The sequence below is a fragment of the Litchfieldella xinjiangensis genome, assembly GCF_000759345.1.
Classification (GTDB): Bacteria; Pseudomonadota; Gammaproteobacteria; order Pseudomonadales; family Halomonadaceae; genus Litchfieldella_A; species Litchfieldella_A xinjiangensis.
Window position 1 is genome coordinate 357,959 of sequence record NZ_JPZL01000002.1, and the last position, 24,040, is coordinate 381,998.

The 24,040-nt window shown below is 63.3% G+C and carries 27 protein-coding genes; 14 read left to right on the forward strand and 13 right to left on the reverse strand.

Annotated elements, in window-relative coordinates; all coding sequences use genetic code 11:
* Position 1: 1 nt before the first annotated feature.
* Positions 2 to 1,453, forward strand: coding sequence for a GAF domain-containing protein (locus JH15_RS09150; protein WP_043529602.1), 1,452 nt, complete (start codon positions 2 to 4; stop codon positions 1,451 to 1,453).
* Positions 1,450 to 2,073: a biliverdin-producing heme oxygenase gene (locus tag JH15_RS09155; protein WP_052384003.1), complete on the forward strand. Its 624-nt coding sequence runs from the start codon at positions 1,450 to 1,452 to the stop codon at positions 2,071 to 2,073. The genes JH15_RS09150 and JH15_RS09155 overlap by 4 nt, the downstream gene beginning before the upstream one ends.
* Positions 2,074 to 2,442: 369 nt before the next feature.
* On the opposite strand, the gene JH15_RS09160 is transcribed toward JH15_RS09155, so the two are convergent.
* The 5 genes from JH15_RS09160 to JH15_RS18080 form a co-directional block, all read right to left on the reverse strand.
* Positions 2,443 to 2,694: an integrase core domain-containing protein gene (locus tag JH15_RS09160; RefSeq protein WP_422730559.1), complete on the reverse strand. Its 252-nt coding sequence runs from the start codon at positions 2,692 to 2,694 to the stop codon at positions 2,443 to 2,445.
* A gap of 192 nt (positions 2,695 to 2,886) precedes the next feature.
* A complete protein-coding gene (locus JH15_RS18075; RefSeq protein ID WP_156105287.1) occupies positions 2,887 to 3,033 on the reverse strand; it encodes a hypothetical protein in 147 nt (48 codons plus the stop codon).
* A 223-nt stretch (positions 3,034 to 3,256) separates the two neighbouring features.
* A complete protein-coding gene (locus JH15_RS09165; RefSeq protein WP_043529604.1) occupies positions 3,257 to 3,448 on the reverse strand; it encodes a hypothetical protein in 192 nt (63 codons plus the stop codon).
* Between the two features lie 31 nt (positions 3,449 to 3,479).
* A complete protein-coding gene (locus JH15_RS09170) occupies positions 3,480 to 3,749 on the reverse strand; it encodes a glutaredoxin family protein (RefSeq protein ID WP_081948960.1) in 270 nt (89 codons plus the stop codon).
* Positions 3,750 to 3,861: 112 nt separating this feature from the next.
* Positions 3,862 to 4,020 (reverse strand): hypothetical protein, encoded by a 159-nt coding sequence (locus JH15_RS18080; RefSeq protein ID WP_156105288.1) that lies wholly within the window; start codon positions 4,018 to 4,020, stop codon positions 3,862 to 3,864.
* Between the two features lie 330 nt (positions 4,021 to 4,350).
* On the opposite strand from JH15_RS18080, the gene JH15_RS09175 reads away from it, so the two are divergent.
* From JH15_RS09175 to JH15_RS09185, 3 genes are all read left to right on the forward strand, one after another.
* Positions 4,351 to 4,971, forward strand: coding sequence for a LysE family translocator (locus tag JH15_RS09175; protein ID WP_197053319.1), 621 nt, complete (start codon positions 4,351 to 4,353; stop codon positions 4,969 to 4,971).
* Positions 4,972 to 5,110: 139 nt separating this feature from the next.
* On the forward strand, positions 5,111 to 6,289 hold the full coding sequence (locus JH15_RS09180; protein ID WP_043529608.1) for an EAL domain-containing response regulator: 1,179 nt from the start codon (positions 5,111 to 5,113) through the stop codon (positions 6,287 to 6,289).
* Entirely contained in the window at positions 6,286 to 7,182 is an 897-nt protein-coding gene (locus JH15_RS09185; RefSeq protein WP_052384006.1) for a sensor histidine kinase, read from the forward strand. The genes JH15_RS09180 and JH15_RS09185 overlap by 4 nt, the downstream gene beginning before the upstream one ends.
* A 9-nt stretch (positions 7,183 to 7,191) precedes the next feature.
* Here the strand turns inward: JH15_RS09185 and JH15_RS09190 are convergent, their stop codons facing one another.
* Together JH15_RS09190 and JH15_RS09195 are read right to left on the reverse strand one after the other, a co-directional pair.
* The gene (locus JH15_RS09190; protein WP_043529610.1) at positions 7,192 to 7,677 is read right to left on the reverse strand and encodes a copper chaperone PCu(A)C; all 486 of its coding nucleotides are present in this window, start codon (positions 7,675 to 7,677) and stop codon (positions 7,192 to 7,194) included.
* A 30-nt stretch (positions 7,678 to 7,707) separates the two neighbouring features.
* Complete coding sequence (locus JH15_RS09195; protein ID WP_043529612.1) at positions 7,708 to 9,354, reverse strand: acyl-CoA dehydrogenase family protein; 1,647 nt, start codon at positions 9,352 to 9,354, stop codon at positions 7,708 to 7,710.
* Positions 9,355 to 9,515: 161 nt separating this feature from the next.
* Between JH15_RS09195 and JH15_RS09200 the strand changes: the two genes are divergently transcribed.
* On the forward strand, positions 9,516 to 10,016 hold the full coding sequence (locus tag JH15_RS09200) for a glutathione peroxidase (RefSeq protein WP_043530618.1): 501 nt from the start codon (positions 9,516 to 9,518) through the stop codon (positions 10,014 to 10,016).
* Between the two features lie 15 nt (positions 10,017 to 10,031).
* Here the strand turns inward: JH15_RS09200 and JH15_RS09205 are convergent, their stop codons facing one another.
* Positions 10,032 to 10,421, reverse strand: a complete 390-nt coding sequence (locus tag JH15_RS09205; protein ID WP_043529614.1) for a DUF7079 family protein — start codon at positions 10,419 to 10,421, stop codon at positions 10,032 to 10,034.
* Between the two features lie 167 nt (positions 10,422 to 10,588).
* On the opposite strand from JH15_RS09205, the gene fabV reads away from it, so the two are divergent.
* From fabV to JH15_RS09220, 3 genes are all read left to right on the forward strand, one after another.
* A complete protein-coding gene (gene fabV, locus JH15_RS09210) occupies positions 10,589 to 11,788 on the forward strand; it encodes an enoyl-ACP reductase FabV (protein ID WP_043529616.1) in 1,200 nt (399 codons plus the stop codon).
* 58 nt (positions 11,789 to 11,846) lie between these two features.
* A complete protein-coding gene (locus JH15_RS09215; protein ID WP_043529618.1) occupies positions 11,847 to 12,059 on the forward strand; it encodes a hypothetical protein in 213 nt (70 codons plus the stop codon).
* A 159-nt stretch (positions 12,060 to 12,218) separates the two neighbouring features.
* Entirely contained in the window at positions 12,219 to 13,196 is a 978-nt protein-coding gene (locus tag JH15_RS09220; protein ID WP_052384007.1) for a GlxA family transcriptional regulator, read from the forward strand.
* Between the two features lie 11 nt (positions 13,197 to 13,207).
* Here the strand turns inward: JH15_RS09220 and JH15_RS09225 are convergent, their stop codons facing one another.
* Positions 13,208 to 13,864, reverse strand: coding sequence for a class I SAM-dependent methyltransferase (locus tag JH15_RS09225; protein WP_043530620.1), 657 nt, complete (start codon positions 13,862 to 13,864; stop codon positions 13,208 to 13,210).
* Between the two features lie 141 nt (positions 13,865 to 14,005).
* Between JH15_RS09225 and JH15_RS09230 the strand changes: the two genes are divergently transcribed.
* From JH15_RS09230 to astB, 5 genes are all read left to right on the forward strand, one after another.
* The gene (locus JH15_RS09230) at positions 14,006 to 15,220 is read left to right on the forward strand and encodes an aspartate aminotransferase family protein (protein ID WP_043529620.1); all 1,215 of its coding nucleotides are present in this window, start codon (positions 14,006 to 14,008) and stop codon (positions 15,218 to 15,220) included.
* A gap of 50 nt (positions 15,221 to 15,270) precedes the next feature.
* Positions 15,271 to 16,335 (forward strand): arginine N-succinyltransferase, encoded by a 1,065-nt coding sequence (locus JH15_RS09235; RefSeq protein ID WP_043529622.1) that lies wholly within the window; start codon positions 15,271 to 15,273, stop codon positions 16,333 to 16,335.
* Positions 16,335 to 17,351: an arginine N-succinyltransferase gene (astA, locus tag JH15_RS09240; protein WP_043529623.1), complete on the forward strand. Its 1,017-nt coding sequence runs from the start codon at positions 16,335 to 16,337 to the stop codon at positions 17,349 to 17,351. Before JH15_RS09235 ends, astA begins: the two co-directional genes overlap by 1 nt.
* Before the next feature lie 62 nt (positions 17,352 to 17,413).
* Positions 17,414 to 18,883: a succinylglutamate-semialdehyde dehydrogenase gene (astD, locus tag JH15_RS09245; protein ID WP_043529624.1), complete on the forward strand. Its 1,470-nt coding sequence runs from the start codon at positions 17,414 to 17,416 to the stop codon at positions 18,881 to 18,883.
* Positions 18,880 to 20,223, forward strand: coding sequence for an N-succinylarginine dihydrolase (astB, locus tag JH15_RS09250; protein ID WP_043529625.1), 1,344 nt, complete (start codon positions 18,880 to 18,882; stop codon positions 20,221 to 20,223). The genes astD and astB overlap by 4 nt, the downstream gene beginning before the upstream one ends.
* Positions 20,224 to 20,301: 78 nt before the next feature.
* On the opposite strand, the gene JH15_RS09255 is transcribed toward astB, so the two are convergent.
* The 4 genes from JH15_RS09255 to JH15_RS09270 all read right to left on the reverse strand — a co-directional run bounded on the left by JH15_RS09255 (position 20,302) and on the right by JH15_RS09270 (position 23,873).
* On the reverse strand, positions 20,302 to 21,291 hold the full coding sequence (locus JH15_RS09255; protein WP_043529626.1) for an SDR family oxidoreductase: 990 nt from the start codon (positions 21,289 to 21,291) through the stop codon (positions 20,302 to 20,304).
* 136 nt (positions 21,292 to 21,427) lie between these two features.
* Positions 21,428 to 21,631: a hypothetical protein gene (locus tag JH15_RS09260; RefSeq protein ID WP_043529627.1), complete on the reverse strand. Its 204-nt coding sequence runs from the start codon at positions 21,629 to 21,631 to the stop codon at positions 21,428 to 21,430.
* Positions 21,632 to 21,720: 89 nt separating this feature from the next.
* Positions 21,721 to 23,100: a 3-hydroxyacyl-CoA dehydrogenase NAD-binding domain-containing protein gene (locus JH15_RS09265; RefSeq protein WP_052384008.1), complete on the reverse strand. Its 1,380-nt coding sequence runs from the start codon at positions 23,098 to 23,100 to the stop codon at positions 21,721 to 21,723.
* Between the two features lie 2 nt (positions 23,101 to 23,102).
* Complete coding sequence (locus JH15_RS09270; protein ID WP_043529629.1) at positions 23,103 to 23,873, reverse strand: enoyl-CoA hydratase-related protein; 771 nt, start codon at positions 23,871 to 23,873, stop codon at positions 23,103 to 23,105.
* Positions 23,874 to 24,040: the final 167 nt, after the last annotated feature.

Genomic DNA, 24,040 nt, shown 5'->3' on the forward strand with positions numbered 1-24,040 from the left:
GATGACAACTAAACGAGGTTTTCTGGCGCAGTGCGAGCATGAGCAGCTGCATCTCTCGGGGGCCATCCAGGCCCACGGGGCGTTGCTGGTCGTGGCCGCTGATGGGCGCGTGACCCACGCGTCAAACAATCTTGAAACAGTGCTGGGCCTCGACCCTCACAGCCTTCTCGGCCAACCGCTTCCTGACGCCTTGGCATCGCCACTGGGCCGGCTGGGGCAGCACGCCGGTGATCGATTATCGGTCCCGCTTGTCGATGGCGAGATGGGTGAATTCGCCCTGTTGGCCTCACGCAACGCCAATGGGGAGGTGGTTATCGAGCTGTTGCCCGATAACGAAGAGGCTACCTTTGTCGATGAGGTGGCATCGTCAGTGCACATCGGCTCACGCGATGAATTGATGATGCAGCGGCAGGCCTTGGTGGAACGAATCGTTCAACTCAGTGGCTTCGATCGGGTGCTGTTCTATCGCTTCCTGCCCAGCGGTGACGGAGAGGTAATGGCCGAAGCGCTGGGTACCGGTGCTCAGGGACGCTACCTGGGGCTGCGTTTCCCCGCTAGCGATATTCCAGAGATTGCCCGAGCACTTTATGTAAAGAATCCATGGCGCAGTATCCCAGACGCCGCGGCGGAGTCGGTGCCATTGGTTGCCCTCAACGAGGCGCCGCAGCCGGATCTGACACTGGCGGATCTACGCAGCCTTTCACCGGTGCATCGTATCTACCTGCACAACATGGGCGTGGCGTCAGCGATCTCCTTCCCGGTATCCATGGGCGATGAGCTGACCGCCTTGATTTCCTGTCATGCCGACCGGCCACGCCAACTGCCACTATCACGGCTGAACCACCTGTCCCGAGAAGTAGAAAGCTTCGCCCTGGCCGAGAAGACCTACCACACACATACTCGCCAATCCATGCTCGATGGGCTGGAGCGTCACTTCAGCGGGGTGCGTAGCCAAGTGAAAGCGCAGGGTGGCCTGATTCAGGCGTGGCCCTTGCTGAGTACCTGGTTGATGGCAGAGTTCGATGCAGACGGGGTAATGTTGTGTGGCGAGGGTACTGAGCTACGCGAGGGGCTTATCCTTGAGCCCGAGGCTTTAGATGCTGTGGAGCAATGGTGCGCGGAGAAGGAGACAGTCCGAATCAGCGATCACCTTCTTGCTGATTGCCCCGACATGCCGCTCTCCGAGGTGGCTGGGCTGCTGGCGATATCCTTGCTCACTGCTTCGGGAGAACAGCTGCGTTGCTATCTGTGTCGGGCCGAGGAGGCGCAGGAAGTGGCCTGGGGCGGCAATCCCGACAAGCCAGTAGAGTACCGGTCAGACGCGGTCCCCATTGCCCCGCGACGCTCGTTCGAAAAGTGGCTCGAGACACGCCTTGGTTATAGCCGCCCCTGGCCTGAGCAGTCTCGGCTCAAATTGCTCAAGCTTCGTCAGCTGCTGCAGGAGGCGACTTGACGGCAATCCCCTTGGCTCGACAGTTGCGAGACGGCACCCGGCGGGCACATCACTTACTGGATCACCATCCGCTTCTTCAGCAACTGATCATCCCGGGCCTGTCCCGTACTGCCTATGCGCGTTCGCTACTGGCGATCCATCGGCCCCATGGCCGGCTGGAAGCATGCGTGCTGGCAGGAGCACAACAACTAGACATAACGCTCAGTGAGGAGATCAAGGTTTCTTCGCGCACCCATCGCCTTGAGACGGACCTGGAGGCACTGGGGGTCGTGCCTCCCTGCGTCTTGCCATCGGCCTTGCCGGTGGCAGTAACACCCGCCGTCCTGGCAGGGCAGTGCTATGTGCTGGAGGGCTCCCGGTTGGGCGGTCAGGTGATCGCCCGCCAGGTGCAGCGGGCACTTGGCGCCAAGGTACCGGTGTCCTACTTCGACTCCCCGCAACCGGAAGTGCACTGGCGGCGATTCCTTACCTTTCTGGACGAGAACTGTCGGCCCGACGAGGCGCCGGTCGTCGTAGCTGCGGCACAGCAAGCCTTCGATGACTACCTATCGGCACTGAGCGAGGCGGAACCTTCACGAGGTTGGCCGCCCTCAGGCGATGGCGTCTCGCTAGTTCGCTGAGCCACCAGTCGGGCGGCAATAACACGGGCCAGATGATCAGCCAGTAACCCGGTGCTGCGAGGGTCATCCTTAAGAGAGGAAGTTACCGTCATGCAGAGCTGCGCGCGAGTCGGGTCTGCCTGTCCTAGCCTGCGATGTGCCGAGAAGTCCGGCATAATTTCTGCCATCCCTTCTTCGACTACGTTGGCCCGCAGGTAAAGATGAATGCTCTCCAATGGTTTGGCGAGATGGACGCCAAAGGTGGAGCCAGCGGGTATAAATTACTTTCGAAAGTAACAGGTTAGATTCACCACGGACACAAGCAATCGCTTGATTGTGCATCGGGCAATCTGAAGTGGACCCCATCCGTTGGGCCACCTGACAGACGATTTAAGCTCTGACCGGAATCATTATCAGGGTCAGGCCGCCTGAGTCAGTGGTTGATCGAGTACACCTCATTGGGTGTCGCACCGTCCAGCCTTGATGGGGCCGCTGGCGGTTGTGCCAAGTGAAGTACTTCCTCAGCTCCCGGCATAGGTGGGCATCATCTTCGAGGGCCTGCAGATAGACGCACTCGTACTTCACGCTACGCCAGAACCGTTCGGCGAAGATGCTGTCCCGGTAGCAGCCTTTTCCATCCATGCTGATCCGGACGCTATGGGCCTTCGGTACCTCGGTGAACGCCTGGCGGGTGGATTGGCAGCCCTGATCGCTGTTTAAGATGCTCGGCGGCCCATAGCGGTCCACTTCCCATTTAGTCTTAGCTTTACCCCTTCCTTGCTTTTAGTCGCATTTTCACTGACGACGCGTACCGACACGCCCTTGCGTTCTCCCTCACTTACGCACTGCATCAGATTCGGCTTGCAACTCTTTTGTCCAGGCACCGGAGCCGGCTGTCTGTTCGCCGGGCGGGTCGTAAGCGGCAAACAGAATCGCAGTAGCGACAGCGAGCATGGCGACGGTGACGAGTACGATCCTCATGGTTCTCCCCAGATTATCTGTTATGAGTTAACGCATTACTACTCCGTACAGTGTGCTGCGTTTGCGATATTGCACAAACTCACTCAGTGATACGCAGTGTAGGAAAAGGAAGCCTGATATCACAACCCAGGCCCTCAGAGGCCTGGGAAATTCGGCGTGTCGCGGTAGGGCGGGGCTGGTAAAAAGTGAGAAGGCGGCGGGGGATCGTATCTACTCGATGGCTTTAGCTAGGGTCTTTTGGCGTCTCGCCGCGGTTGAGGTTCTCGCAGATTTGCTGGGCCTCCACCTCGGTCTGGTAAACGCCATACTCTCTATTGGTGTCGGTGTCATAGACGACGAAGCCATCGGAGTGGTTGCCTTCGGTATCTGAGCGGATCTTTTCATCTTCGCTGGCATGGATGTAGCTGTAGGGCATGTCGCATTTCTCCTGGGCATGACGCTCTGTGTTACGAAAACTTGCGTTCCAGATAATTGATGATGTCGCGGGACTCATACATCCAAGTGGTTTTTTCCCCTTCGTCGATCCTCAGGCAAGGCACGGTCTTTCTGCCCCCGCCGGCGATCAACCTTTGCCTGGCGCCAGGGTCTCGCATGATGTCGTGCAGTTTGAGGTCGATGTTCAACCGGGAAATGGCGTTTCGCACCCGCGTGCAGAAGGGGCAGCCCTCGTAATGGTAAAGCGCTAGATCCTGCGGTTTCCTATCGCGTTCAGACATGATCAAAAACCTCGCTTGGCTGTCCGGAGCACTGTCACCGACAGGGTAGAAGATAAACGGGAGATAGGCTCTCGTTCACTCCGCGGCGTATCGCTCCCTCAAGCGACCCGCGTCAATCGCGCGGGCGCTGGCGACGTGTCCATTGCAGGACCAGCCCGAGTATGATCAGTACTACACCGACGAAGGCGGCGGGTGGGGTGTTCAACCAGCCGAGGACGATCAGTGCCACACCGAGCAGTTCCAGGATCATTGCGAATATCCTGACGTTCATGAGCGACTCCTTTTTATGGTGAGTTCCAGTCTAACGTGGGCGCTACGCGTGACGATGCTGCCTTGGTCGTGCTCATGGTTCGGTCAGGCTTCGCTGACGCGGCTTGTCGGTGATTTCCTACGCACAGGGTGCGAATTGGCTCACATCGTGGCGGGCCGTGAGCGGCTAGAGTGAAGCAGGTTCTCCAGTCGTGTTCCCTGCTTTCCGGCCATCTTCGAGGTGGCCGGTTTTTATTGTGTTTCGCCCTGCTCTTCTTATCATGATCGGGTGCGCTTGATGTTCAGGCGCGTTCTGCGCATGTTCATTGCGCTCATTCAGACCGGAGGTCAGGTGCCGCTTTCGTTATGGTTGTCGCTGGTAGCCGTATGTGCCATGGGGGCCATGTCGCCGGGGCCGAGCCTGGCGTTGGTATTGCGCCATACCCTGGGAGGCGGTCGTTTGCCCGGGGTCACTGCGGCGTTGTTCCATACCCTTGGTGTCGGGTTCTATGCGCTGTTGACCGTATGGGGGCTGGGCGCACTGATCGCCCGCCAACCGGTGCTGTTCCAGACAATTACCTGGCTGGGGGCCGCCTATCTGGCCTGGCTGGGCATCAAGGCGCTGCGTGCTGGGCGAGGCGGCACTTGGCAGCGTGCCGAAGTTCACCCCACGACACGCACCCAGGCGGCTCGCGAGGGCATGTTGGTTGCGCTCGGCAATCCCAAGCTGATCCTGTTCTTCATTGCCCTGCTCAGCCAGTTCGTCAGCCCCGACATGAGTATCGCCGCCAAGGCACTGATCGTGGCCACCGCCATGGTCATTGACGGCGGCTGGTACTTGCTGGTCGCAATGGTCCTCTCGCACTCCTCGGTACTGCCCTGGCTTCAGGCCCGGGCGCACTGGATCAATCGCCTGACCGGCCTGGTGCTGCTGGGGCTGGCGCTGCGTGTGGTGCTCGGCCCGTTAGGCTAGCCCTTTGTTGCTGCTCTTGGATCGGGCCTCTTGGGTTGAGGGCGGGGCCCGCTTGCGTGGAAGGTGGCGCTCACGCCTAGGCCTTGGGCAATGATACAGTTGTTTACATTGCCAGGCCTGCGCCCCACCGAGAGAGACAATGACCGCCATACTTCACCCGTTCGCCGCCGTGCTGGATGACGATCCGGACGTGGTCGTGACGCTCTCGTTGCAGTTACGTGCCCTGGGGATCGAAGCGCATTGCCATGCCCGCCCGGAAGCCCTGTTGGCCGAGTTGCCCACCTTTTCGCCGCGCCTGCTCATTCTCGATCTGGAATTGGGGCACTCCGACGATGGCATCGACGTTCTGCGCCGGTTGGCCGATTGTGACTATGCTGGCGCCGTGCTGCTCTTGAGTGGGGTCGAAACCAAGATCATCCAGATTGCCGAACGTGTGGGCCTTTCGCTGGGGCTCAACATGTTGAGCCCGCTCTCCAAGCCGTATCGCCTGGCGGATCTGCGGCGTCGGCTCGAGGGCATCCGCCCACAGGTGGTGGCCGTCACCCGCCCCGATGAGGTGCTGCGGAGCCAGGAGGAGATCGAGCGCGCGCTGGATGGCGATGAATTCATCGTTCATTACCAGCCCCAGATCGAACTCGCCTCGGGTCGGTTGAGCGGGGTCGAAGCCTTGGCACGTTGGCAGCATCCCGAGGCCGGACTGCTGGCACCGGCCAAGTTCCTGCCGCTGATGACGCCCCGGCAGTACCAGGCCCTGACCCGGCGGGTGCTGTCGGTCGCGTTTGCCGATACGCAACGCTGGCTTAAACATAGTATCGCGATATCGCTCGCCATCAACGTTACGCCCGATGAGTTGATGAACGATGACCTGTTGGCGCTGGTTGATGCGGGGCGCCGCCAGCTTTCACACCCCTTGCCGATCGTGCTCGAAGTCACTGAAAGCGACTCCATGGATGACGAGCTCCTCGGGGGGGAAGTGGCGGCCAGGCTTCGCCTGCATGGGCTCGAGGTGTCGGTGGATGATTTTGGGGTCGGCTTCTCTTCCTTGTCGCGGCTTCAGCTACTGCCCATCAGCGAGATCAAGATCGATCGAAGCTTCGTAAGTGACATGCATGAAGCCTCGCAGAATGCCGCCATCGTCGAGGCGGTCGCCTTGCTGGGTCAGCGGCTGGGTATTCGGGTCGTGGCCGAAGGGGTCGAGTCGCTGGATTGCCTGCCCTTGTTGCGCGCCTTCGGTTGCACTCATGTTCAGGGCTACGCCTTGGGTCGGCCGATGTCGGCCGATGATATCGTGCGCGTTCAACACCTGTTGTTGCTATGAGCCATCTGGTTACTGCGATACTGGCGCTCCTGGCGATGCTGTCGACCTGGCAGTGGGTGAGAGCGCACAGGCGTCACCGACAGTTGGCCGAGGCGCAGGCGCATCTTGAGCGTCAACTCCAGGAGGCGCAGAAACTGGCCGCCCTGGGGCGGCTCACGGGCGGTATCGCCCATGATTTCAATAACTTGCTCACAGTCATCATCGGTAACGCCGAGCTGCTTTCGGAGGGCCTCGAGCGGCACTCGCCGCTACGCCAGCCGGCCGAGCTCATGCTGCACGCTGGCGAGCGTGGGCGCGAGCTGACCCAGCGCCTGCTGGGCTTTGCACGTCGGCAGACCCTGGCCCCCGAACGGGTCGATGTGAATGCGCTGCTCAAGGCGTGCCGTTCGATACTGACGACCAGCCTGGGGGAGGCGGTAGACCTCGAGTTGCACCTGGCACCAAGCCTGGCACAGGCCTATGTCGACGCCGCTCAACTCGAATCGGCGATCCTCAACCTGGCGGTGAATGCCCGCGACGCCATGCCCGACGGCGGCCGCCTTCAGGTCGCCACGTCCAATGCCGCGGTCAGTGAGGAAGGGCTCAGCCGTGCCCCGCAGTTACGTCCGGGGCGCTACGTGCGAATCGTGGTCAGCGACACCGGCCAGGGCATGAGCGATGCGGTGCGGCGTCAGCTGTTCGAGCCCTTCTTCACCACCAAGGAGGGCGACAAGGGGACGGGCCTGGGCATGAGCATGGTGGCCACCTTCATTCGCCAGAGCGGGGGGCATGTGGCGGTCTTCAGCGAGCCCCGGGAGGGGACTCGCGTGCATCTCTACGTGCCATGTCGCGCACCCGAAGCACCCGAACCCGATGAAACCGTTACCGACGTAACGGCGCGCGACGCCTCCTGACCCTGCTATTCAATGGTCGTGATGGCCATCGGCGGCTTCGATCCCGGCATTGGCTTCCTGGACCCGGACCTCGACCTCGACCGCCTCTCGCTCGGCGAACTCCAGCATCAGGGGGAAGGTATCGCCCTCGCTGAGCGTCGAGGTGAGCCCGAGCAGCATCAGGTGGGGGCCGCCGCCCGGGCGAAGGGTGACGGTCTCGCCGGGTTCGATGACGATCTCGTCGAGCTTGCGCATGCGCATGGTGCCCTCATCGAGGCGCATGTCATGCAATTCAACGCCTTGGCTCATCGGCGTGCTGGCGCCGACCAACGTTGCCGTCTCGCCGTCTTCGTCGATGCTGATATCCAGATAGGCCGCCCCATGCGGTGCGCCAGGGGGCGTAGGCGTCGCGAACGGGTGAGCGACGCGCAGGTGAACCTGACGCACCTCGTGGGCGAGGGAAAGACCGGGCAGAAGCACGGTGGCGAGGCACAGGGCCATCAGTGGTAAGCGCATGATTGTTCTCGTTGAGCAAAGAGGCGAAGTCTAGCTGGCGATACGTGACAGGATCGCAGCGACGGGCGCATCGGTAGGCAGTATGCCATACGCCGGACTGACTTCTGCACCCAGGCGCGTGCGACAGAAGGTGTCGGCGACCTCGGCGGGGGCATGGCGGAGCAGGAGCGAGGCCTGCAGGCACTGGGCCAAGCGCTGGGTCAGCCAGCGGGCCCGGGACTCGAGGTGGGCCGGTTCGGTGGTGAGCTCCTTGTCGAGCGATGCGATCGCCCGGTCGTAAGTGGCATTCGCCCCACGGGCCGCGGCCAGTTCCGCATGCAACGACGCGAGGGACTCCGGATGGCGGGTCATGACACGCAGCACATCGAGGCAGATGACATTGCCCGAGCCCTCCCAGATCGAGTTGACCGGTGCCTCACGATAGAGCCGGGCCAAGGGGCTCTCCTCGACATAACCGATGCCGCCCAGGCACTCCATGGCTTCCGCCATGAATCCCGGCCCGCGGCGGTTGTGCCAGTACTTGGCCAGGGCCGGGGCCAGCCGCGCCAGGCCGCGCTCATGTTCGCTGCCTGGCGTGTCGAAGGCACGTGCGGTACGCATGACCAGCGCCAGGCCGGCCTCGACCTCAAGCGCCAGGTCGGCGATCACGGCACGCATCAAGGGCTGCTCACTCAGGGTCTTGCCGAAAGCGGCTCGCCGACTCACATGCCACCAGGCTTCCATAAGCGCCTGACGCATCATGCCTACCGGGGCGGCGGCCGCATCCAGGCGCGTTTGTTGCACCATCTCCAGGATCGTGGCGATGCCGCGCCCTGGTTCGCCTATCGCCTGGGCCCAGGCGCCGCGATATTCGATCTCGGCCGAAGCGTTGGCCCGGTTGCCGCACTTGTCCTTGAGCCGCTGTATTTCGATGGCGTTGCGCTGGTCGTCAGGCGTGAAGCGGGGCACCAGGAAACAGCCGAGCCCCTCGTCGGTCTGGGCCAGGCAGAGAAAGGCATCGGACATGGGCGCGCTGCAGAACCACTTGTGGCCGGTAAGACGATAAGCGTCACCATCGGGATCGGCCCGGGTGGCATTGCTGCGTACGTCGCTACCGCCCTGTTTCTCGGTCATGGCCATGCCCAGGGTAACGCCGGGTTTGTCCCAGGCCGGGATGGGGCGACCGTCGTACTCCCAGGCCAGGAGACGAGGCGCCCATTGCGAGCAGAGCTCGGGATTGTGGCGAAGTGCCGGCATGGCCGCGTGGGTCATGGTCACCGGGCAACAGAAACCGGGCTCGGCCTGGGTCAGCAGGTACAGCGCGGCGACATGGGCCTGGTGGCCCCCCTGGGATTCTTCCTGCCAGGCCACCGCGTGCCAGCCGTGGTCGCAGGCGAGGTGCATCAGTTCATGGTAGGCCGGGTCATAGACGACCTCATCCAGGCGACGACCGTGTCGATCGAACAGGCGCAATTCGGGAGGATGGCTATTGGCTGTCTCGCCCAGCGCCTGGACGCGCTGGCTGCCGACTTGCTCTCCGAGCGGTGCCAGGCGGCGCGCGACCCACTCCGGTGCTTCCCTTGCCACGGCCTCGCGCAGGGGGCGGTCCTGCGCGTACAGGTCACGGTCCTCGCAAACTGGCGGCTGGTTGTCGACCTCATGGGTGGCGAGACGGGTACGTGGTGAAACGTCGGCCATGGCGACACTCCCTCTAGAACCAGGCTACAAGCGGCTCTCTGGAGCATGGTCGCACGTCCAGGTGGGGTCAATGGCCGGTGGGTGAGTATGCCGCGGGCGGCTGGTGCACGGACCCAAGTCGTGGCATCGTGGGCACACATGCCATGCGGTTATTCTCGGCCATGCAGATATACGATTTCGACTGTGCATACCACAGCGGTGAGCCTTTCAACCTGCGCGCCCTGCGCGGTCAGGTCCTGCTTGTGGTCAACGTGGCCAGCCAATGTGGTTTCACGCCACAGCTCAAGGAGCTGGAAACACTGTATCGCCGTTATCGCTACCAGGGGTTCACCGTGCTGGGGTTCCCGTGTAACCAATTCGCCCGCCAGTCGCCGGAGGCGGCGGCCGATTTCTGCAGTTTTGGCGAACGCGAGTTCGGGGTCACCTTTCCGCTGATGGAAAAGGTCAACGTCAACGGCGCCAATGCCCACCCGTTGTTCGTGGAATTGCGTCGTCAGGCGCCCGGCGTGCTCGGCAGTACCCTGATCAAGTGGAACTTCACCAAGTTCCTGGTGGGGCGAGACGGGCGCGTGGTCCGCCGGTTCGGCCCGCGAGACGGGGCCGAGAAACTCAAGCCCGAGCTCGAGCGCGCCCTCGAGACACCCTTCCGCCCCGGGGCCTAGGCCGGCCATTCCGCCTCATCGGGACAGCTCGCCACGCGCCACCATCACGCGCTCCATCAAGTCATTCCAGCGATGGCGGGTCATCATGGTGGTCATGCCGGAAAACAACAGCCACATCTTGCGCCGCCACCCCTTGAGCCGCAGATTGTGCGCCACCAGTTGCCCCATCAACTGATAGTCGTCGAATGCCCGCCACTCGCCCGCCACCGACATCTGGTGGCGGACCATCACCGGTGCCAGCTCCAGTCGAAACACCCACTCGAGTTCCGTCAGGGTCAGGTCGTAGCGCTGAATCACGTCCACCATGCGGGCATAGTCGGTTTCGCGTGGCTCCCGCTCGAGCCAGAGCGGAGCCAATGTCAGCCAAAGTTCACCGCGTTCGTCGACCAGGGTCTGGGCATCCATTCAGTGTCTCCGGTTGGGCCGCTGCCGGGCGGGGTGGAACTATGGTCGAGCATCCTGACGCCGGGCTCAAGCGCCTGTCCACAGCCGTGACCTGCCAAGGGCGGACAGGGGCGACTTGAGCCGCTAGAATGCCGACAGGTTCTTTCCACGTAATGTCGAGGTCTGTCGTGATCATCAAACCCAAGGTTCGCGGATTCATCTGTACCACTACTCATCCCGTCGGCTGCGAGAAGAACGTGCTCGAGCAGATCGAGGCGACGCGTGCCCGAGGGCTGGATACACGCGACGGACCGAAGAAGGTATTGGTGATCGGGGCTTCCAGCGGCTATGGGCTGGCGGCACGCATCACGGCGGCATTCGGCTACGGGGCGGATACGCTGGGCGTGTTCTTCGAAAAGCCCGGCACCGAAAAGAAGCCGGGCACGGCAGGCTGGTACAACTCGGCGGCCTTCGACAGGTTCGCCAAGGCCGAAGGGCTCTACAGCAAGGCGATCAATGGCGATGCCTTCTCTCACGAAGTGCGGGACCAGGCCATCGACCTGATCAAGCAGGACATGGGGCAGGTCGACCTGGTGGTCTACTCGCTGGCCTCACCGGTGCGTCGTCTGCCTGACAGTGGCGAGATCAAGCGCTCGGCGCTCAAGCCGATCGGCGAAACCTATCGCGCCACCGCCATCGACACCAACAAGGACACCATCATCGAGGCGGAAGTCGAGCCGGCCACCCAGCAGGAGATCGACGACACCATTGCGGTCATGGGCGGCGAGGATTGGGAGCTGTGGATCGATGCTCTGGACAAGGCCGGGGTACTGGCGCCGGGCGCCAAGTCGGTGGCCTTCAGTTACATCGGCACCGAGATCACCTGGCCGATCTACTGGCACGGTGCACTGGGCAAGGCCAAGGAAGATCTTGATCGCGCTGCCGGCGAGATCGACCGCAAGCTCAAGGCCAGTGACGGTAGCGCCAACGTCGCGGTACTCAAATCCGTCGTCACCCAGGCCAGTGCCGCGATTCCGGTGATGCCGCTGTATATCGCCATGGTCTACAAGATCATGAAGGAACAGGGCCTGCACGAAGGCACCATCGATCAGCTCAACCGCCTCTTCAGTGAACAGCTCTATAGCGACACGCCCGTGGATACCGATGACGCCGGTCGCTTGCGTCTCGACGACTGGGAGCTGCGCGATGACGTGCAGCAGGCCTGTCAGGACCTGTGGCCGCAGGTGACCAGCGAGAACCTGTTCGCGATTACCGACTACGCTGGGTATAAGCACGAGTTCCTCAAGCTGTTCGGTTTCGAGCGTGAGGACGTCGATTACGACGCCGATGTGAATCCTGACGTGGAATTCGATGTCGTAAACGTATAGCCGCGTCGAAGCTCGCCTCGGCGCGGCCTGAATGTATCGGGAACGCAGGAGGCAAGGTATGGATACCCGAGAGAGCAAGACCCGAGAGGAAGTGAAGCAGCATATGCTCGATGAACGGCTGCCGGAGGACATGGACAATCCGCAGCCGGACGCCGAGCAGCCGGAGTCGCAGCGTCCACCCTCCAAGGCGCACAATATTCTGCCCACTGTGCCGATCATCATCGGCCTCTTGTTGCTGGCCGGCATCGCCTATTTCCTGTTCGGCCTTTAAGAACGTACGGAAACGTCCATCCGGGGCGTATCTCGCCCCGGTATTTTTCATCCTTGGCTACCGATATTGCGTTCCAAGCGTGACCGCTCGCGGTCGGGCTTTCGTTTGCCGGGCGTTTGGTTAAGATGATCGATCGTTCCGTACAGCGTGCTGCCTCCGATGCAAGACACCCCCACAACGTTCTCGGTCGATGGCCCTCCTCGTCAGGTGGGGATCGTCGTGCTGCCCGGCTTTTCGCTGCTGGCCCAGGCGTGCGCGCAGGAGCCGCTGGTGATGGCGAACCAACTCGCCGGGCGACGTTTGTACACGACGGATGTGTTGGGACTCGACGCACGCCAGGTGCGTAGTGCTGCCGAACTGGCCGTCACGCCTGTCGCAGCGTTCGGCCAGGGCGAGGGCGCGCTGGACCTCGTGCTGGTTTGTGCACCGGCTCCTTTGCCAAGCATCGATCTGGAGAGACTGACCCAGTGGCTCAAGCGGCTGTCGGGACGTGGCGTGGTGCTTGGCGGCATTGCCGGCGGCGCCGAAGTGCTGGCGCAGGCCGGGGTGCTCGAGGGATACCGGGCCACGCTGCCCTGGCAGCGCCTCGATACGGTGGCCCATACCAACCCCGGGATCAGCCTGTCGCACCAGCTATTCGAGATCGACCGTGACCGGCTGACCTGCGGGGGCGGCACCGCGGCCATGGACATGATGATGACCTTGATCGGCATGCACCATGGGCAGCGTCTGGCCGAACGCGTCTCGGAGCATTTCGTCTGCGAGCGCATTCGCATGGCCGATGAACCGCAGCACGTGCCGATGCGTTCACGCCTGGGGCATGCGCCCACCAGCCTGATCGATGCGGTGACCTTGATGGAAGCCAATATCGAAGAGCCGCTGACCACCCATGAACTGGCCGAACACCTGGGCATCTCGCGGCGCCAGCTTGAACGGCTGTTCAAGAAATACCTTCAGGCGGTACCCAGCCGCTACTACCTCGACCTACGCTTGCAGCAAGCGCGCAAGCTATTGCGCGAATCGGATCAACCGGTCGGTGATATTGCCCTGCAAACCGGCTTTTCGTCCGGTGCGCACTTCTCCACGGCCTATCGCAATCATTTCGGCATGACACCGCGCGAGGAGCGGCTCATCTGAGAAGGGGCCGGCTACGCGGTGGCCTCAGGGGGGCCATGGCGTGATGGAACGGGCGCCTTGCTCGCCAGAAGGGCGCGAAACAGCGACCCCATCATGACGGGTGTATCACTCTCGATGAGGAATCCGGCCTGGGTCAGTAGCGGTCGGGCCTGGCGGGTGATATCGGTGGCCAGGGCTGAGGTGAATTGGTTCAGCAGGCGGCGGCCCACCCCGGCGGGGCGGTCGTCAGGTTGGAACTTGTCCATCACGCAGAGCTGGCCGTCTTCGGTGAGCACCCGGTGGGCCTCGGCCAGGCCTGCAGCGGGGCGCGGCATCACGGCCAATATCAGGTGCATCACCACCACATCGAAGTGACCGTCGGGATAATCCAGGCGCTCGGCATCCATGACCCGGCTGGTAGCGTCGATCCGCAAGGCATCGGCACGTTCCTGAAACCGTGACACCATCGCCGGGGCGAGGTCGGTGCCATGCACTTCGATATCCCTGGGCAGGTAGGGCAGGTCGAGCCCGGTGCCGGCGCCCACGATGAGCACCCGCTGTCCCGGTGCCCACGCCACGGCCTCGAGTGCCTCGCGCCGGGCACGGCGAAATGCCCGCTCGGCCACCCGGTCATAGATCGGCGCGTAAAAGGTATAGCGAAGTCGATTCCAGGCGGTGGTATTGAACATGGCGATCACTCGGCAGCCGACGAGAACATGCATTCCAGTCTAACCGCTTTTCATAATTCGCCGTCCCATTACTGTAAGCCCAGCATGACAACGCCCCCGTATACTGCAGGTATCGCTTGGTCCCACTGGATGGAGAACACCATGAGCTACACCCCGACGCGCAGCGACTTCGATCAGTACATGGCGCCGAACTACTCACCGCAACAGGTCATTCCGGTGCGAGGTAAGGGCAGCCGCCTGTGGGACCAGGAGGGGCGCGAGTACATCGATTTCGCCGGCGGGATCGCTGTAAATGCCCTGGGGCACTGTCATCCGGTGCTGGTCGAGGCGCTCAAGACCCAGGGTGAAACCCTATGGCACCTATCCAATGTCTATACCAACGAGCCGGCACTGAAGCTCGCCAAATCGCTGGTCGAGCGGACCTTTGCCGACAAGGTGTTCCTGTGTTCCTCGGGCGGTGAAGCCAACGAGGCGGCCCTGAAGCTGGCACGTCGCTACATCTACGAGAAGCACGGCGAGCAAAAGGACAAGATCATCTCCTTCCGCCAGTCGTTTCACGGCCGTACGTTCTTCACCGTCAGTGTGGGTGGCCAGCCCAAGTACTCCCAGGGCTTCGGCCCGGTGCCTGGCGGCATCCAGCATGCCGAATACAACGATCTCGATAGCGTGCGCGCGCTGATCGACGACAACACCTGCGCCATCATGGTCGAGCCGATGCAGGGCGAGGGCGGCATCGTTCCCGCCACCCAGGAGTTCCTGTCCGGGCTGCGCGAGCTGTGCGACCAGCACCAGGCACTGCTGATCTTCGACGAAGTCCAGACCGGCGTCGGCCGCAGCGGCAAGTTCTTCGCCTACATGCACTACGGCGTGACCCCCGACATCCTCACCAGCGCCAAGTCGCTGGGTGGTGGCTTCCCCATCGGTGCCATGCTGACCACGGACAAGATCGCGCCGTCGTTGGCCATCGGCACCCATGGCTCCACTTACGGTGGCAACGCCCTGGCCTCCGCCGTGGCGCTGGCCGCGGTCGAGCATATCGACACACCCGAAGTCCTTGAAGGCGTACAGAAGCGCCATGACCTGTTCCGCGAGCATCTCGAGGCAATCAACGAAAAGCACGGCGTGTTCAAGGAGATCCGCGGCATGGGCCTGCTGGTCGGTGCGCAGATGAGCGATGCCTATGAAGGCCGGGCCAAGGACATCCTGCCGCTGGCCATCGAGGAAGGGGTCATGGCCTTGATCGCCGGACCCAACGTGCTGCGCTTGGCACCCTCGCTGGTGATTCCCGAAAGCGATATCGACGAGGGCATGACACGCCTGGCACGGGCCATCGACAGGCTCGTCGAAAAGGCATGAGCATGCCCGGACTCGATGCCACAGTGGATTCGACAACGAGAGGACACGCCATGCTGGTCGTTCGTCCCGCCAGGCCGGCCGATCTGCCGGCACTGGAGCGCCTGGCTTCCAGTGCCACGCCGCGCCTGACCAACCTGCCGGCCCATCGCGACCGTCTAGAGGAGCGCATTGCGCGCTCCCAACGTGCCTTCAGCCACGATATCGATTTCCCCGGCGAGGAGAACTACACCTTCGTGATCGAGGATCGCGAGCGTGACGAGGTAGTGGGCACGGCCACCATACGTGCCCTGGCCGGGGCCCACGAGGCCTATTACACCTATCGCCAGGAAACCCTGATTCACGCTTCGCAGCAGCTCAACGTGCGTCGTGAAGTGCAGACCCTGGCGCTGTCGCATGAAGTGTCCGATGCCAGCTTGCTGTGTGCGCTGTCGCTGCATCCACGCTACAAGGACACCAGCGCCGAGAGCCTGCTGCGCCGATCGCGGCTGATGTTCATCGCCCAGTATCCCGAACGCTTCTCGCAAATCCTCGCCGTGGCATTTCCTGGCTACCTGGATAACGACGGGGAATCGCCCTTCTGGAATAGCGTGGGGCGGCACTTTTTCGTGCGCGGCTACCAGGAGATGAATCACGTCGCCGGGGTGCGCTCGAAGAGTTTCATCGCCGAGGTGATGCCGCAATTTCCGCTCTACCTGCCGCTGCTCACGCCCCAGGCGCGGGCCGCCATCGGCCGTGAGCACCCCGCACACGAACGCGCCCTGGAGGAGATGCTCGCCGAGGGCTTCCTGCGCTCGCGGCATGTCGACATCTTCGATGCCGGCCCGGTGGTCAAGGGTGAGCGCGATCGGCTGGCGACCTTCCGCAACGCAGCCTGGCATCCGGTGAGGATTCGCCCGCAACACACCTTGCCGGACGCCGAGCCGGCCATGATCGCCAATCAGAAACTCGGCGATTTCCGCTGTGTGGTGGCGCGTTATGCCCTGTCACCCACGGGCCAGTTGATGCTTTCGCCCGAGCATGCCGAGGTGCTCGGCGTCGAGGAGGGGCGCGCCGTGCTCGCCGCGCCGCTTGCACTGCCCGATGCCATCGATGCACTCGACGAGGGGGAACTGTAATGCGCATCCGTCCGATCGCTCGCGGCGATATCGACGAGCTCCAGACCTTGGCACAGCAGACCGGGGTGGGCTTTACCTCGTTGCCCGACAACCGCGACTTCCTGGCCAGCAAGATCGAGAATGCCGCCCGTGCCTTCGAGGAGCGCACCCCGGTCGACCACCGTCTGTACTTCTTCGTGCTCGAAGACGAGACGAACGGTGAACTGGCCGGCTGCTGCGCCATCGAGAGCCAGGTGGGTCGCGAGATACCGTTCTACAACTACCGCCTGGGAACGCTCGCTCACTCCTCGGTGCAACTCGACCTGCATCGCACCATCGATACGCTGTTTCTGAGCTCCGACCATACCGGCGATGCCGAGGTCTGCTCGCTCTACCTGCGGCCCGAATACCGGCGCGATCGCAACGGCGTGTTGCTGTCCAAGGCGCGCTGGCTATTCATGGCCCAGTTCCGCGACCAATTTCCGGCCAAGGTGCTGGCCGAGATGCGCGGTGTGTTCGACAAGAACGGTATCAGCCCGTTCTGGGAGTGCCTGGGCAGTCATTTCTTCCCCATGGATTTCAACGAGGCCGACCGCCTGACCGGTCTGGGGCAGAAGAGCTTCATCGGCGAGCTGATGCCCAAGTTCCCGATTTACACCACCTTCCTCACCGAGGCGGCGCGGGCCTGCATCGGCGAGGTACACGAGCATACCCGCCCGGCGCTGGAGATGCTCAAGAAGGAGGGCCTGCGCTGGGAGGGCTACGTCGATATCTTCGACGGCGGCCCCACCGTGGAAGCATACATCGATGACGTACGCGCAGTGCGTAACTCCCGGCTTTGCAAGGTCGAGGTTGCCAAGAAGGGGACTGAGAGCGAGCGCCCGACCTGGCTGGTCGCGACGACCCAGATGCTCGATTTTCGCGCTGCCTGGGTCGGACGCGGCCCCGACGAGAGCGATGTGATCACGCTGACCGAGGAGGAGGCGCGGCGGCTGAATGTCGTTGCGGGCGATTCCCTCCGGGTCCTGGAAACCTAGGCGAAGAGCGACACTGCGCGCCGGGCATCTGTCCCGGAGTGCGCTGCGCTGAAGGAGGATTCATGAACGCCAAGCAACAACTACTGATCGATGGCCGCTGGATCGATGGCCAGGACGAACAGTTTGCCAAGGCCGATCCGGTGTCCGGCGAGCCCTTGTGGACCGCCGCAGCGGCCAGCGCCGAGCAGGTCGAGACGGCCGTGGCAGCGGCACGTCGTGCGTTTCCGGCCTGGGCGCGTAGCGCCTTTAGCGGGCGTCAGGCGCTGGTCGAACGCTTCCGCGAAACGCTCGAGCGTCATCGCGAGAATCTCGCGGAGGCGATTGCCCATGAGACGGGCAAGCCGCTTTGGGAAGCGCGTACCGAGGTCGGCGCCATGATCGGCAAGGTGGCCATTTCCACGCGTGCCTACCATGAGCGTACCGGGACCCATGAGCGCGAGGCCGGTGACGCCAAGGCGGTGCTGCGTCATCGCCCGCACGGCGTCATGGCGGTCTTCGGGCCGTATAACTTCCCCGGCCACCTGCCCAATGGGCATATCGTGCCGGCGCTACTGGCCGGCAATACGGTAGTCTTCAAGCCCAGCGAGCAGACCCCGCTTACCGCCGATCTGACGATGCAGTGCTGGGTCGAGGCGGGCCTTCCCGAGGGCGTGATCAACCTGGTACAGGGCGCCGCCCCCGTCGGCCAGGCGCTGTCCCAGGCCAAGGACATCGATGGCTTGCTGTTCACTGGCAGTGCCAAGGTCGGCGGTATCCTGCATACCCAGCTGGCCGGCCAGTTCGATAAGATCCTCGCCCTGGAAATGGGCGGTAACAATGCGTTGGTGGTCAAGGACGTGCCCGACGAGGACGCCGCCGTACTGACCATCCTGCAGTCGGCGTTCCTTTCCGGGGGACAGCGATGCACTTGCGCCCGGCGCTTGATGGTTCCCGAAGGCGAGGTGGGCGACCGGCTGATCGATGCACTGGTTTCTGCGATCGAGCGTCTGCGTATCGCGCCTCAGTTCGACGAGCCGGCACCGTTCTACGGCGGTCTGGTCGGTGCCGCCTCCGCCGACGGCCTGCTCAAGGCCCAGGCCGACCTTGAAGCGCTGGGCGGCACCGTCCTGACGCGCATGCAGCGCCTGAAGGAGGGGACTACCTTGCTGTCCCCGGCGCTGATCGATGTGACCGGTCTCGAGATTCCCGACGAGGAGCATTTCGGTCCGCTGCTCAAACTTCAGCGCTATCGCGACTGGGACGAGGCGATCACTCTGGCGAACGACACCCGATACGGGCTCTCTGCGGGGCTGATCGGCGGCGAGCGCGGGGATTGGGACGACTTCCTGCTGCGCATCCGCGCCGGTATCGTCAACTGGAACCGTCAGACCACCGGCGCCTCGGGCGATGCACCCTTCGGTGGGGTGGGCGACAGCGGTAACCACCGCCCCAGCGCCTACTATGCCGCCGACTACTGCGCCTATCCGGTGGCCTCCATGGAGGCCGAGGCCCTGGTGCTGCCGGATAACCTGCCGCCGGGAGTCAGCCTGTGAAAGACGTCCAAGAGGTCAATTTCGACGGTCTGGTCGGCCCGACACACAATTACTCTGGACTGGCCCATGGCAACGTGGCCTCAATGAGCCACGTGGGGTTGGTCTCCAACCCCAAGGAGGGCGCGTTGCAGGGCCTGGCCAAGATGAAGTCGTTGCTCGATGCCGGCTTTGCCCAGGGCGTGCTGCCGCCTCAGCAGCGCCCCGATCTGGGTGCCCTGCGTGCACTGGGTTTCAGCGGCACCAACGCCGAGGTCTTGTCACGCGCGGCGCAGGAGGCCCCGCAGCTTCTGCGGGCGGTGTGTTCGGCCTCGAGCATGTGGACCGCCAACGCCGGGACCGTCACGCCGAGTGCCGATGCTCCGGACGGCAAGGTTCACTTCACCCCGGCCAACCTGCAATCGAGCTTCCACCGTTTCCTCGAGCCCGAAACCACGGGGCGCGTCCTGGCATCCATCTTCCGTGACCAGGCGCACTTCGCACATCATCCGGCATTACCCGCAACCCCGGCCTTTTCCGACGAAGGGGCGGCCAACCATACCCGCCTGTGTGGCGCCTATGGCGAGCCCGGCGTGCACCTGTTCGTGTATGGCCGGCAGGCCTTCGGCGGAACACGTGAGCCCCAACGCTACCCCGCTCGCCAGACGCTGGAAGCCAGCCAGGCGATCGCCCGCCAGCATGGGCTCACACCCGCCCAGACGGTATTCGCCCAGCAGCACCCGGACGCCATAGATGCCGGGGTGTTTCACAATGACGTGATTGCGGTCGGCAATGGCCCGGTGCTGCTTTACCACGAGATGGCCTTCCTCGACGAGGAGGCCACGCTCGAGGCACTGCGGGCCAAGATGACGACACCATTGATTCCGGTGCGTGTACCCTCCGAAGCGATCAGCCTCGACGATGCCGTCTCGACCTATCTGTTCAATTCCCAGCTATTGTCCCAGCCCGACGGGAGCATGACCTTGGTGGTGCCGGGGGAGTGCCAGGAGAACGAGGCGGTGTGGCGCACCATTCAGGACCTGTTGCTGGCGGGAGCCAACCCGATTGGCGAGGTGCTGGTCAAGGACGTCAAGCAGAGCATGCGCAACGGCGGCGGGCCTGCCTGTCTGCGCCTGCGGGTAGCGCTATCCGAAGAAGAGCGCCAGGCTATTGGCGGCCGTGTGCTCCTCGACGAGGCGCTTTATACGGAGCTCACGGCCTGGGTGGAGCGGCACTATCGTGACCGACTCGCGCCCGATGATCTCGCCGATCCCCAACTCGCCGAGGAGACGCTCACGGCGCTCGACGAGCTGACCCGCCTGCTGGGTATCGGTAACGTCTACCCGTTCCAGCTCGGTCACTGATGACGCTAACGCACGCAGACAAAAAAGGGGCCCGGCATGCCGGGCCCCTTTTCGTTACAGGCGATGCACGTGCGAATCTCAGTGACGACGCTGTGATGTGACTCGTGCCAGGGCGGCCACCCCGATGACGGCACCGGCAACGGCGGAGGTCGCGATCAGCGGATGCATGGTCGCCCGGGTATAGATACTGGTGCTGGCGACGGACTGATCGTATTCGGCACGCTCTTTCATGTCCTCGGCAGCATGATGGAGCGAGAACTCGCGACGGCGCTCGGGCCGGCCTGTCTTCTGCCGACTGAACATGGACTTCTCCATGATCTTGTCGGCAAGGCGCGGCGCGTACTGACCCAAGGCGCTGAGCATCTTGCCGCCACCGCCGACATAGATGTCGCGCCGGGGCGTGGTGGCGCAATGCAGAATGCTCTCGGCGACGATGCTCGGCTCGTAAAGCTTGGGCGGCAGGGTCGGCTCCTCTTCCATGTAATTGGCGGCATGCTCCGGGTAGGGCGTGGCAATGCTGCCCGGCTTGACCAGCGTGACCGCAACTGGCGCCCCTGCTTCCTCCAGCTCCATGCGCAGGGCGTCGGTAAAGCCCATCACGGCGTGCTTGGAGGCGGAGTACATGCCCTGCAGCGGAATGGCGCGATCCGAAACGATCGAGCCCAGATTGAGGATAGCGCCACCATAGCCGTCCTTGCGCTTGCGCAAGTGGCGGGGCGCCTCGCGGGAGCGGCGGTGATCCTCCATCGGGACGTCGACTACTTCGCCATAGATGGTGACCCCGGCATTGTTGATCCAAGTATCAAAGCCGCCGAAACGCTCGATGGCGGTGTCGGCGAGATTGCGAACCTGAGCCTCGTCACCTACATCGGTGACGACATAGGTCGCGTCCCCACCGCGCTGGCGCACTTCCTCGGCCAGTTGAGCCAGCGTCTGTTCGTGGCGGGCGGCCAGTACTAGGCGGGCGCCATGGTCGGCCGCCAGGCGTGCCGTGGCCAGGCCAATGCCTGTCGTGGCGCCGGTGAGGACGATAGTTTGATCGTGTAATTCGCGTAGACGTAGTGCCATTATCGCTCTCCTTGCCCACCGCAGATGCCATGCAGATCGGATCGTGCACAGCGCTAGCGGCGTGGCTTCTCTCCTGAGAATGTCCCCTCAGGATAGAAGTCTCGGAGAGATTGCCAAAGCGAAGCGGCCGCTTGCGTCAGTCTTCGGGGAGCTCGGTCTGGCCACGCACTTCGCCCGTCTCGTCGCGGATGGTACCCGGGCGATAGGCGTCGTTGCCGGTATCCTGAGGGGCGCCCCAGACGGTCTCGCGCCGTCCGTCCGGATACGTGTTCGTGGTGCAGCCGACCAGGCTGGTGACAACCAGGGTCACGGTAATCAGCGCAAGGGAGAAGCGGGGCATCGAAGCGTTCCTGTCACGTTCATATATGGGCATATGTTCGACGAATAATGGCAGGAAAGCGCAGCGTTGCCCATGACGGCAAGGCATCCTCAGTCCAGATAGCGGCCCCGGTCATCCTCGGAGGCAGCCCCGGCCAGGGTCGTTTCCACCGGCTCACTGCCCAGCCGCTCCAGCATGTCCCACGGCCCTAGGGCGAAATTGAGCCCCAGGCGCATGGCCGTGTCCATGGCGTCTGCCGTGGCGACACCTTCCGCGAGCGCCCGTCTTGCCTCGCCTATCAGCATCGTGGCAACGCGCAGCACGACCAGCCCGGGGCGGTCCGGTACCTCGACCAGGCGCACCCCGAGGGTCGCGGCCGCCTCGATCAGCTCTACGTGCTCGGCCTCGGAGAGACCGTGGCTGGCGAATGCCAGTGTCATTGCGCGCTCCTTGGGCCAGGGCACCAGGCTGACATCGAATAACGTCACCGGTTGCGCGTGCCGACGCGACAGCGCGGCAGCCGTATGGCCATCGCTGACCTGACTCAAACCAGGCAGTCTCAACGGTAGCTGGGCCAGCAGGACATCGAGCGAGTCGACCTGGGCGGGTGGCAGCGCAGTGGAAGGTGGCGTTTCTCGATCATGGCGATAGAACCCCTGGCCGGACTTCTTGCCGAGTTCCCCTGCCGCGACCTTGGCCTCGATCAAGGGCGAGGGGCGAAAGCGTGGGTGACGGCCAAAGGCCTCCCAAAGCGTGGTGGTGGCCTTGAGATTGATATCCACCCCCACCAGGTCGATGAGGGCGAATGGCCCCAGCGGGAACCCACCGCCACACGTCAGACAAGCGTCCAGCGTCTCTGCGTCAGCTGTGCCTTGCTCTAGAAGGTGCAGGGCTTCCCCATAGAAGGGGCGTGCACAGCGATTGACGATGAAGCCGGGGCTATCGTTGACGGCTACGGGTGTCTTGCCGAGGGTTCGGGCGAACTCGAGCAAAGCGTCGCGTGTCGCTTCGGAGGTATCCGGCGCGCTGACGACCTCGACCAGGCGCATGGCCGGGGCCGGGTTGAAAAAGTGAAGCCCGGCGACGCGCTGTGGTGCTGTCAGCCCCTCGGCAATCGCACCGATCGAGAGCGACGAGGTATTGCTGCACAGCAGGGCGTGGGCGCCGCAGATCGCTTCGAGGCGGCGAAACAGGTCGCGCTTGACGGCCAGGTCCTCGACGATTGCTTCCACGACCAGGTCGGCATCCCCCAACGCCTCGAACGTCTCGGCGAGCCGCACCCGGGAAAGGGTTTCCTGCGCCTCGGCATCGCTCATGCGCCCCTTGTCGATCCGACGCTTCAAGGCCTCGGCAACCCGCTCTCTAGCAGCGGCGGCCGCACCTGGCTGGACGTCGTAGAGCGTGGTGATGACGCCTTGCTGGGCACTAATCTGAGCGATGCCCTGGCCCATGATACCGGCACCGATGACGGCGATGTGGTCGATCGACATGATCATTCCCCTCGAAAGGTCGGTGTGCGTCGTTCGCGGAATGCCGCAATCCCCTCGGCCTTGTCGTGGCTGGATAGCAGCAGCTCGAACGAGCGGCGGCCCAGGGCAAAGCCGGCCTGATGTGGGGCCTCGGTCATCGCCAGCACCGCCTGCTTGGCTAGGCGTTGTGCCAGGGGAGCGCCTTCAACGAGTCGGGTCGCCGTGGCCAGTGCCGTATTCAGCGCCTGGCCGTTTTCGCAGCTCTGTGACGCCAGTCCCCAGGCATGGGCATCGCGACCGCTGAAGCGTTCGCCGGTCAGCACCAGATGCAAGGTGCGCGCCTTGCCCAGGGTAAGCGCCAGGCGCTGTAGCCCCCCCGCACCGGGAATCATGCCCAGGCGAATCTCGGGCTGGCCGAGCGCGGCGTCCTCGGCCACCACCAGCAGATCGGCGCACAGCGCCAGTTCGCAGCCGCCACCCAGGCAATAGCCCTCCACCGCGGCGATCCATGGCTTGGCGATTCGCTGGATGCGTTGCCAATGGCCCAGCCGCGGGTCGGTCGGGCCATTCGCGGCCGTGCGTTCGGCGAGTTCGTCGATATCGGCGCCGGCGGCGAAGTGATCGCCGTGGCCATGAACCACCATGCAGTGCACTGCGGGGTCGGCATCGCCTCGTTCCATGGCGTCGGCCAGCTCACCCAACAGGGCGGTGTTCAGGGCGTTGCGGGCAGCGGGGCGGTTGAGCGCCAGCTGAAGGACGCCCGCCTCCTGACGGGAAAGCAACAGGTCGCTCATGGAATCCTCGGTCGGTTGTTGTTGTGTTGATGAGGGGATCTGTAGATCCTCAGAATATTTTTCAACGTTAAACTATTCAAGCATGAAATTTTAAGCTTGAACTATTTTTTCGCTAGGCCTAACGTTAGCTCATGCACGGCCCACAACAACAACAGCGAGGGGTGTCG

Excerpts from the sequence above, each read along its gene's own strand:
- JH15_RS09150 (WP_043529602.1), top strand. The coding sequence starts at position 2 with ATGACAACTAAACGAGGTTTTCTGGCGCAGTGCGAGCATGAGCAGCTG.
- JH15_RS09160 (WP_422730559.1), bottom strand. The coding sequence starts at position 2,694 with ATGGATGGAAAAGGCTGCTACCGGGACAGCATCTTCGCCGAACGGTTC.
- JH15_RS18075 (WP_156105287.1), bottom strand. The coding sequence starts at position 3,033 with ATGAGGATCGTACTCGTCACCGTCGCCATGCTCGCTGTCGCTACTGCG.
- JH15_RS09165 (WP_043529604.1), bottom strand. The coding sequence starts at position 3,448 with ATGCCCTACAGCTACATCCATGCCAGCGAAGATGAAAAGATCCGCTCA.
- JH15_RS09170 (WP_081948960.1), bottom strand. The coding sequence starts at position 3,749 with ATGTCTGAACGCGATAGGAAACCGCAGGATCTAGCGCTTTACCATTAC.
- JH15_RS18080 (WP_156105288.1), bottom strand. The coding sequence starts at position 4,020 with ATGAACGTCAGGATATTCGCAATGATCCTGGAACTGCTCGGTGTGGCA.
- JH15_RS09180 (WP_043529608.1), top strand. The coding sequence starts at position 5,111 with ATGACCGCCATACTTCACCCGTTCGCCGCCGTGCTGGATGACGATCCG.
- JH15_RS09185 (WP_052384006.1), top strand. The coding sequence starts at position 6,286 with ATGAGCCATCTGGTTACTGCGATACTGGCGCTCCTGGCGATGCTGTCG.
- JH15_RS09190 (WP_043529610.1), bottom strand. The coding sequence starts at position 7,677 with ATGCGCTTACCACTGATGGCCCTGTGCCTCGCCACCGTGCTTCTGCCC.
- JH15_RS09195 (WP_043529612.1), bottom strand. The coding sequence starts at position 9,354 with ATGGCCGACGTTTCACCACGTACCCGTCTCGCCACCCATGAGGTCGAC.
- JH15_RS09200 (WP_043530618.1), top strand. The coding sequence starts at position 9,516 with ATGCAGATATACGATTTCGACTGTGCATACCACAGCGGTGAGCCTTTC.
- JH15_RS09205 (WP_043529614.1), bottom strand. The coding sequence starts at position 10,421 with ATGGATGCCCAGACCCTGGTCGACGAACGCGGTGAACTTTGGCTGACA.
- JH15_RS09215 (WP_043529618.1), top strand. The coding sequence starts at position 11,847 with ATGGATACCCGAGAGAGCAAGACCCGAGAGGAAGTGAAGCAGCATATG.
- JH15_RS09220 (WP_052384007.1), top strand. The coding sequence starts at position 12,219 with ATGCAAGACACCCCCACAACGTTCTCGGTCGATGGCCCTCCTCGTCAG.
- JH15_RS09225 (WP_043530620.1), bottom strand. The coding sequence starts at position 13,864 with ATGTTCAATACCACCGCCTGGAATCGACTTCGCTATACCTTTTACGCG.
- JH15_RS09230 (WP_043529620.1), top strand. The coding sequence starts at position 14,006 with ATGAGCTACACCCCGACGCGCAGCGACTTCGATCAGTACATGGCGCCG.
- JH15_RS09235 (WP_043529622.1), top strand. The coding sequence starts at position 15,271 with ATGCTGGTCGTTCGTCCCGCCAGGCCGGCCGATCTGCCGGCACTGGAG.
- astA (WP_043529623.1), top strand. The coding sequence starts at position 16,335 with ATGCGCATCCGTCCGATCGCTCGCGGCGATATCGACGAGCTCCAGACC.
- astD (WP_043529624.1), top strand. The coding sequence starts at position 17,414 with ATGAACGCCAAGCAACAACTACTGATCGATGGCCGCTGGATCGATGGC.
- JH15_RS09255 (WP_043529626.1), bottom strand. The coding sequence starts at position 21,291 with ATGGCACTACGTCTACGCGAATTACACGATCAAACTATCGTCCTCACC.
- JH15_RS09260 (WP_043529627.1), bottom strand. The coding sequence starts at position 21,631 with ATGCCCCGCTTCTCCCTTGCGCTGATTACCGTGACCCTGGTTGTCACC.
- JH15_RS09265 (WP_052384008.1), bottom strand. The coding sequence starts at position 23,100 with ATGTCGATCGACCACATCGCCGTCATCGGTGCCGGTATCATGGGCCAG.
- JH15_RS09270 (WP_043529629.1), bottom strand. The coding sequence starts at position 23,873 with ATGAGCGACCTGTTGCTTTCCCGTCAGGAGGCGGGCGTCCTTCAGCTG.